A 6,495-nucleotide genomic window follows, 5' to 3' on the forward strand; every position below is an offset into this window, starting at 1 on the left:
GGGCAGCAGGCCGGGGTGTCCGCCGAGGTTCCGGTGGATCCGCGGGATGGGGCGGAGGCAGCCGGTTCGCCGAGTGCGGCGGGGCAGGTTCCGGCGGCCCCGCGGGATGTGGCGCAAGCAGCCGGTTCGCCGAGTGCGGCGGGCCAAGTTCCGGCGGCTGCGGTTCCGATGGCAGCGGCGCGGCCGATGGCCGGATCGGCGCCGGAGCACTCCCGGGCGCCCGGTTCCCCGGTGGCGCAGGCACAACCGACCGAGGTGCGGGCTCCCGAACCGCGGACCTCCGAAATCCCCCAGCAGCCGAAGCATGCGCTCCGGGCCGAGGAGGCCGAAGTCGTCGCGCCGGAACCCTCCGGGGCTCCGCAAGCCCACCCCAATACCAGCCTGGAAGCCGTGGCCCCGGCGGAAGAAACCTCACCGCCTCCCGATCGGATGCCTGGTGGACTCGTCGGCAAGCTCAAGCGTCTCCTGGGACGGCGCTGACCGTCACCCCAGTGGCGCGCTGTCCTTGCCCAACCCGGCGAGCAGGTCGCCGTGCTCCTCGATCCGGTCCAGCACCTCGTCGGCCGTGAAGGTCAAGTGCGTGACGTGGCGGCATGCACGGACCTCGTCCCACGTCACCGGTGTGGACGCCGTCGGGTGGTCGCGGCCGCGCAGTGAATACGGGGCCACCGTGGTCTTCGCCGGGTTGTTCTGGCTCCAGTCGATGAACACCCGGCCCGTTCGGCGGGCCTTCGCCATCACCGCCGTCACCGAGTCCGGTGTCTCCGCGGCCAGGCGCTGGGCGAGCCGCTTCGCGTACGCCGAGGGGGCCGACGGGTCGTCCGTGCGGATTCCGCAATAGAGCTGCATCCCCTTGGACCCCGACGTCTTCGCGTACGGGGTCAGCCCGTCCGCCGCCAGGACGTCGTGGAGGCGCTCCGCCACCCGGCAGCAGTCGACGATCGTCGTGCCCGGGCCCGGGTCGAGGTCGAACACCAGCCGATCCGGGGGCCGGCGGGTGCCCGACTCCACCGTCCACTGGGGAACGTGCAGCTCGAGCGCCGCCATGTTCGCCGCCCACACCAGGCCCGGCAGGTCGTCCAGGAGCGGGTAGTCGATCGTGCCGCCCGTGCCGGCCAGGCGCACCGTGCGCAGCCAGTCCGGGGCGCCGTTCGGGACGTTCTTCTCGAACCACTTCTGACCATCGACGCCGTTCGGGTAGCGGATGAACGTGACCGGCCGGCCGGCCAGGTGCGGCAGCAGCACCGCCGCGACGCGGGAGTAGTAGTTGATCACCTCGCCCTTGGTGAACCCGGCCGCCGGGTACAGCACCTTGTCCAAATTGGACAGCGTGAGCCGCCGGTCGCCGGCCTGGACGGTGATCCGCTGCCCCGCCGGCTCGGACGAAGGCGAGGACGAAGGCGAGCGCGAGGGCGAGGGCGAAGGCGCGCCGGCGGGTGCGTGCGGAACCGCCCGCGGCGCCAGCACCTCGGCCGGCTCCTTGTCCTGGCGCAAACCCCGCCAAGCGGTGTGCCGGACCCGGCCCCCACGGGTGAACTGGCGGTAGACGATCTCGCCCACCAGACGCGGCTCCACCCAGCGGGCGCGGACGGTGTCCTCCCGCGGCGGCGTCGTCACGAACGGGTGCGTGCGCCGCTCGATCGCCTCCAGCTGCGCCTGCAGGTCGGCGCGCGAAGCCTGGGTGAACCCGGTGCCCACGTCGCCGATGTAGACGAGGTCGCCGGTGGCGGGGTCGTGCGCGCCCAGCAGCAGCCCGCCGAGGGTGCCGGTGAAGCTGCGCTGCCCCGGCCGCCAGCCGCAGACGATCACCTCCTGCGTCCGGACCAGCGGGTGCTTGAGCCACGAATCCGGCCGCTGCCCGGGGTGGTAGGCCGACGAACGCAGTTTCGCGACCACCCCTTCGTACCCGGCGGACGCGGCGTGGGCGAGGAAGTCCGCGGGCGTGCGGCGGTCGGCGGCGAGCTCGTCGAAGGTGACCGCGCGGACCACCGAAATCCGGTACGGATCCGGCATCGGCAGCTCGGCCAGCAAACCGCGGCGCTCGTCGTACGGCGCGGTCAGGAGGCTCCGGTCCCCGAGCCGGAGCAGGTCGAACGCCAGGAACCGGACCGGGACGTCGGTGAACTCGAGCCCCTTCGGCCCGCTCTGGTGCCGGACGTAGCGGCCGCGGCGCTCCTGCATCAGCTCGAAGTCGATCCGGCCGTCTTCGCCGTAGACGACGACCTCGCCGTCCAGGTAGGCGGCGCGGCCGTCCAGCGCGGGGGCGAGCACGCCTTCGAGGTCGGCGAACTCCGCGGTGAAGTCGATGTTGTTGCGGCTGGTGAGCACGGTGGTGCCGTCCGGGGCGATCCGCATGGCCGCCCGGTAACCGTCCAGTTTGTACTCGTAGGCCCACTCCGGGCCGGTGCGCAGCCGGCCGCCGTCGGCCTTGGCGAGCATCGGCTCCAGCCAGGCCGGGACGAGCGATGCGTCGTCTGCCGCCATGTCGACCTCCGTCACCTTCGGTGCCCAAGGTAACCCGTTCGGCCTAGATTAGCCGGATTTGTGCAGGTGAAAGCGGCTTGAACGCCTGTTCGGCGCGGTCCTCAGGCGGGCAGGAAGTCGTCGACGGCCCGGCGCAGGGTCGCGCGGACCTTCTCGGCGTCGTCGAGTTCGCCGCCGTGCAGGGCGCCGTCGCGCAGCAGGACGAGCACGCGCGCCGCGTGCTCCGGGTCCGGGTGGCCGGCGTCCGCCGCCTGGTCGCGCAGGACGCCGAAGAACCACTGCCGGTGGTCGTCGATGACCTGGCGGACCCGGTTCTCCGGGTCGGGGTACTCGGCGGCGGCGTTGAGGAACTGGCAGCCCCGGAAGTCTTGCCCGCAGGTCGCGTCGCCGACCACGGCGAGGGTTTCGGCCAGCGCCTCGCGCGGGGGCCGGCCCGCCCGCGCCGCGTCGACGGCCGCGCGGATCTGGCGGCTGGTCTCGGCGAGGTAGGCGGCGACCAGGTCATCCTTCGTCGGGTAGTGGCGGTAGAAGGTCGCCCGGGTCACGGCCGCCTCGGAAACCAGGCGCTCCACCCCGACGGCGTGGATGCCCTCGGCGTAGAAGAGCCGGGAGGCGGTCGCGAGCAGCCGGTCCTTCGGGTGCGGCTCGGCAGTCCTCATCCCCGCAGCTTAGAGAAAGACCGATCGTTCTGCCAGATCGGCTACGTCACATTGCCACGGCGGCCCGGACGGTCCAGAGTAGCTAGCAGAAAGACCGATCGTTCTCTCTGAAGGAGCCAGCCATGAGCAAGCCCACCATCGTCCTGGTCCACGGCGCGTTCGCCGACTCGTCCAGCTGGACCGGGGTCGTCGCGAAGCTGCAGGAGCAGGGTTATCCGGTCCTGGCGGTGGCCAACCCGCTGCGGGGCGTCGAGTCGGACGCGGCCTACGTGAAGGACGTCGTCGGCAGCGTCGACGGCCCGGTGGTCCTGGCCGGCCACTCCTACGGCGGCGCGCTGATCACCCGCGCGGCCACCGACGCCCCGAACGTCCAGGCCCTGGTCTACATCGCCGCCTTCCAGCCCGACGCGGGCGAGAGCGTGTTCGAGCTGTCCGGCCGCTACCCGGGCGCCAAGCTCGGCCCGGAGACCACGAACGTGCTGGTGCACGACGGCGAGCCCGAGCTGTCGATCAAGCCCGGGGACTTCGCCGAGGTCTTCGCCGCCGACGTCCCCGCGGCCACCGCGGCGATCATGGCCGTGACCCAGCGGCCGGTCGCGCAGCAGGCCCTCGCGGCGCCGTTCGAGGGCACCCCGGCGTGGTCGAAGCTGCCGTCGTGGACGCTGGTGGCCAACCAGGACAACGCGATCCCGGCCCAGGCGCAGGAGTTCATGGCCGAGCGCGCGTCCTCGACGGTCCGCCGGATCGACGCCTCGCACGCGGTCGCGGTGTCGCAGCCGGAGGTCGTCGCCGAGGTCATCCTGGCCGCCGCGGCGCACGTCGGCTGAGTCAGCGGCAGAGCGTCCTCGCCTCGTCGAGGCGGGACAGCTTCTCCGGGTTGCGCACGGCGTAGATCCCGGTCACGAGGCCGTCGTCGATGCGGGCCGCCAGGACCGTGTCGGCCTGGCCGCCGCGACGGAGGATCAGCGCCGGGTAGCCGTTGACCTGGGCGGCCTCGAGCGTGCCCACGGCGAGGTTGCCCAGGCCGCCGGCGAGCAGGCGGGCCACGTCCTCGGCCCCGGTGACGGGCGTCAGCACCGCCTGCACGACCCCGCCGCCGTCGCCGAGGAACACGACGTCCGGCGCGAGGACGTCGAGCAGGTCCCGCAGGTCGCCCGTCTCGGTGGCGCGCCGGAACGCTTCCAGGGCGTCCCGGGTCGCCGCCGGCGAGACGGCCCCGCGCGGCCGGCGGGCGGCGACGTGGGAGCGGGCCCGGTGCGCGATCTGCCGCACCGCAGCCGGGCTCTTGCCGACGGCTTCGGCGATCTCGTCGTAGCCGACGTCGAACACCTCGCGCAGCACGAACACCGCCCGCTCGGCCGGCCCGAGCGTCTCCAGGACCAGCAGCATCGCCATCGACACGCTGTCGGCCAGCTCGACGTCCTCGGCGACGTCGGGCGTGGTCAGCAGCGGCTCCGGCAGCCACGGCCCGACGTAGGACTCCTTGCGCCTGCCGAGCGCCCGCAGCCGCATCAGCGCCTGGCGGGTGGTGATCCGGACCAGGTACGCGCGCTGGTCCCGCACCGCGGCGAGGTCGACGTCCACCCACCGCAGCCACGTCTCCTGCAGGACGTCCTCGGCGTCGGCGGCCGAGCCGAGCAGCTGGTAGGCGACGGTGAACAGCAGGGTGCGGTGGGCGACGAAGGCTTCGGTGGCGGGGTCGGCCATGGAGCGGCTCCTCTGGTCGTTCGCGGGTTCCCCCTCCAGATGCCGGCCGGCGCCACGGTGTGACAGTGATCGCTGTCACCCGCCCGGGGTGTCACGGGGTGCGGGGTCGCCGGCATCTCGTGGTCGTTCGCAACGCACACAGTGAGGACGACAGCATGGAACCCCGGTTCACCCTGACCGACAACGAAATCGGCGCCAGGTTCGCCAAGCGCTTCGGCACCGCGAGCCTGGCGATCATCCAGTCACCGCTGGAAAAGGTCACCCAGGAGCTGGTGTCGCTGCGCGTCAGCCAGATCAACGGCTGCGGCTGGTGCGTCGACATCCACACGAAGGAGCTCGCGGCCGCGGGGGAGTCCGCCGTGCGGATCAACCTGGTCGCGGCCTGGCGCGAGGCCACGGTGTTCACCGAGGCCGAGCAAGCGGCGCTCGCGCTGGCCGAGGAGGGCACCCGGATCGCCGACGCCGCTCCCGGTGTCTCCGACGACACCTGGGCCCGGGTCCGCAAGCACTACGACGACGACCGGGTCGCCGCGCTGATCGCCCTGGTCGCGCAGATGAACTCGGCCAACCGGCTCGCGGTGATCGTCCACCAGCAGGGCGGCGCGTACGAGCCGGGCATGTTCGGCTGACGCCGTCCGTGCTTCGCTGGGGGACATGACGAAGGCGGAGCGGTGGCGTCGGTACTGGGACCGCAAGTCCACGACCTACGACGCGGAGATGGGCGTCTGGGACCGCCGTCTCTTCGGCGACTCGCGGGAGTGGGCTTGCGGCCAGGCCGTCGGCGAGGTGCTCGAGGTCGCGATCGGGACCGGGCTGAACCTCCCGTGCTACCCGGCGGAGGTGACGCTCACCGGCCTCGACCTCAGCGAGGGGATGCTCGCCATCGCCCGCGACCGGGCCCGGCGGCTCGGCCGCCCGGTGACGCTCCGCCAGGGCAGCGCCCACGAACTGCCGTTCCCCGAAGCGTCCTTCGACACCGTGCTGTGCACGTTCGGCCTCTGCGCCATCCCCGATCCCGCGGCCGCGGTCGGCGAGATGGTCCGGGTGCTGCGCCCGGGCGGGCGGCTGATCCTGGTCGACCACGTGACGTCGTCGTCGCGGCTCGTCCGGGGTGTGCAGTGGCTGCTCGAGCTGGCGAGCGTCCCGCTGGCCGGCGAGCACTTCCGGCGGCGGCCGCTGAAGCTCGTCGAGGCACTCGGGCTGCCGGTGCGGCGGCGGGAGCGGTTCAAGCTCGGCCTGGTGGAACGACTGGTCGCGGGCGAGGTCAGCTGATCAGCACGCTTTCGTCCAGCCGGGTGAGCAGCGACGCGGCGTCGTTGTAGACCGCCACCGCGCCGGCGTCGGTCAGCTCCGCCGCGCCGACGCCGCCGGAAAGCACCGAGACCGTGCGCACGCCGGCCTTGGTGGCGGCGTGGACGTCCCAGACCGCGTCGCCGACGAAAATCGTTTCCTCCGGCGCCGTCCCCGCCTTGTCGAGCGCGGCGAACACCGGCTCGGGATCGGGCTTCGTCGCTTCGACGTCGTCGCCGGACACGATGCCGGCGACCACGTCGTCGACGTCGAGAACCTTGCGCAGCACGTCGAGCTCGTCCGGCCCCGCCGACGTCGCCAGAACCACGCGCACCCCGCGCCCGGCCAGCTCGCG

Annotated in this window: 7 protein-coding genes and 1 pseudogene; 4 read left to right on the forward strand and 4 right to left on the reverse strand. The window is 72.8% G+C overall.

Annotation, left to right across the window (positions count from 1 at the left end; translation table 11 throughout):
• Positions 1 to 480: pseudogene (locus tag CCN39_RS51260) on the forward strand (hypothetical protein); the annotation flags it as partial.
• A gap of 3 nt (positions 481 to 483) precedes the next feature.
• On the opposite strand, the gene ligD reads toward CCN39_RS51260, so the two are convergent.
• Positions 484 to 2,484 carry a DNA ligase D gene (ligD, locus tag CCN39_RS30875; RefSeq protein WP_086847926.1) on the reverse strand — a complete coding sequence of 667 codons (2,001 nt, stop codon included), beginning with the start codon at positions 2,482 to 2,484 and terminating at the stop codon, positions 484 to 486.
• A gap of 101 nt (positions 2,485 to 2,585) precedes the next feature.
• Positions 2,586 to 3,143, reverse strand: coding sequence for a TetR/AcrR family transcriptional regulator (locus CCN39_RS30880; protein ID WP_086847916.1), 558 nt, complete (start codon positions 3,141 to 3,143; stop codon positions 2,586 to 2,588).
• Positions 3,144 to 3,265: 122 nt separating this feature from the next.
• On the opposite strand from CCN39_RS30880, the gene CCN39_RS30885 reads away from it, so the two are divergent.
• Entirely contained in the window at positions 3,266 to 3,970 is a 705-nt protein-coding gene (locus CCN39_RS30885) for an alpha/beta fold hydrolase (RefSeq protein ID WP_086847918.1), read from the forward strand.
• Position 3,971: 1 nt separating this feature from the next.
• Here CCN39_RS30885 and CCN39_RS30890 read toward each other — a convergent pair whose 3' ends face one another.
• Positions 3,972 to 4,850: an RNA polymerase sigma-70 factor gene (locus CCN39_RS30890; RefSeq protein WP_086847920.1), complete on the reverse strand. Its 879-nt coding sequence runs from the start codon at positions 4,848 to 4,850 to the stop codon at positions 3,972 to 3,974.
• A gap of 155 nt (positions 4,851 to 5,005) precedes the next feature.
• Here CCN39_RS30890 and CCN39_RS30895 point away from each other — a divergent pair, with 155 nt between their 5' ends.
• Together CCN39_RS30895 and CCN39_RS30900 are read left to right on the forward strand one after the other, a co-directional pair.
• Entirely contained in the window at positions 5,006 to 5,479 is a 474-nt protein-coding gene (locus tag CCN39_RS30895) for a carboxymuconolactone decarboxylase family protein (RefSeq protein WP_086847922.1), read from the forward strand.
• Between the two features lie 25 nt (positions 5,480 to 5,504).
• Complete coding sequence (locus tag CCN39_RS30900) at positions 5,505 to 6,122, forward strand: class I SAM-dependent methyltransferase (protein ID WP_086847924.1); 618 nt, start codon at positions 5,505 to 5,507, stop codon at positions 6,120 to 6,122.
• Here the strand turns inward: CCN39_RS30900 and CCN39_RS30905 are convergent.
• A partial coding sequence (locus CCN39_RS30905; RefSeq protein WP_143264218.1) for an HAD family hydrolase occupies positions 6,115 to 6,495 on the reverse strand: 381 nt, incomplete at its 5' end. The two genes, CCN39_RS30900 and CCN39_RS30905, sit on opposite strands and share 8 nt — an antisense overlap.

The organism is Amycolatopsis kentuckyensis, from assembly GCF_002155975.1.
GTDB classification, from domain to species: domain Bacteria; phylum Actinomycetota; class Actinomycetes; order Mycobacteriales; family Pseudonocardiaceae; genus Amycolatopsis; species Amycolatopsis kentuckyensis.

Excerpts from the sequence above, each read along its gene's own strand:
- ligD (WP_086847926.1), bottom strand. The coding sequence starts at position 2,484 with ATGGCGGCAGACGACGCATCGCTCGTCCCGGCCTGGCTGGAGCCGATG.
- CCN39_RS30880 (WP_086847916.1), bottom strand. The coding sequence starts at position 3,143 with ATGAGGACTGCCGAGCCGCACCCGAAGGACCGGCTGCTCGCGACCGCC.
- CCN39_RS30885 (WP_086847918.1), top strand. The coding sequence starts at position 3,266 with ATGAGCAAGCCCACCATCGTCCTGGTCCACGGCGCGTTCGCCGACTCG.
- CCN39_RS30890 (WP_086847920.1), bottom strand. The coding sequence starts at position 4,850 with ATGGCCGACCCCGCCACCGAAGCCTTCGTCGCCCACCGCACCCTGCTG.
- CCN39_RS30895 (WP_086847922.1), top strand. The coding sequence starts at position 5,006 with ATGGAACCCCGGTTCACCCTGACCGACAACGAAATCGGCGCCAGGTTC.
- CCN39_RS30900 (WP_086847924.1), top strand. The coding sequence starts at position 5,505 with ATGACGAAGGCGGAGCGGTGGCGTCGGTACTGGGACCGCAAGTCCACG.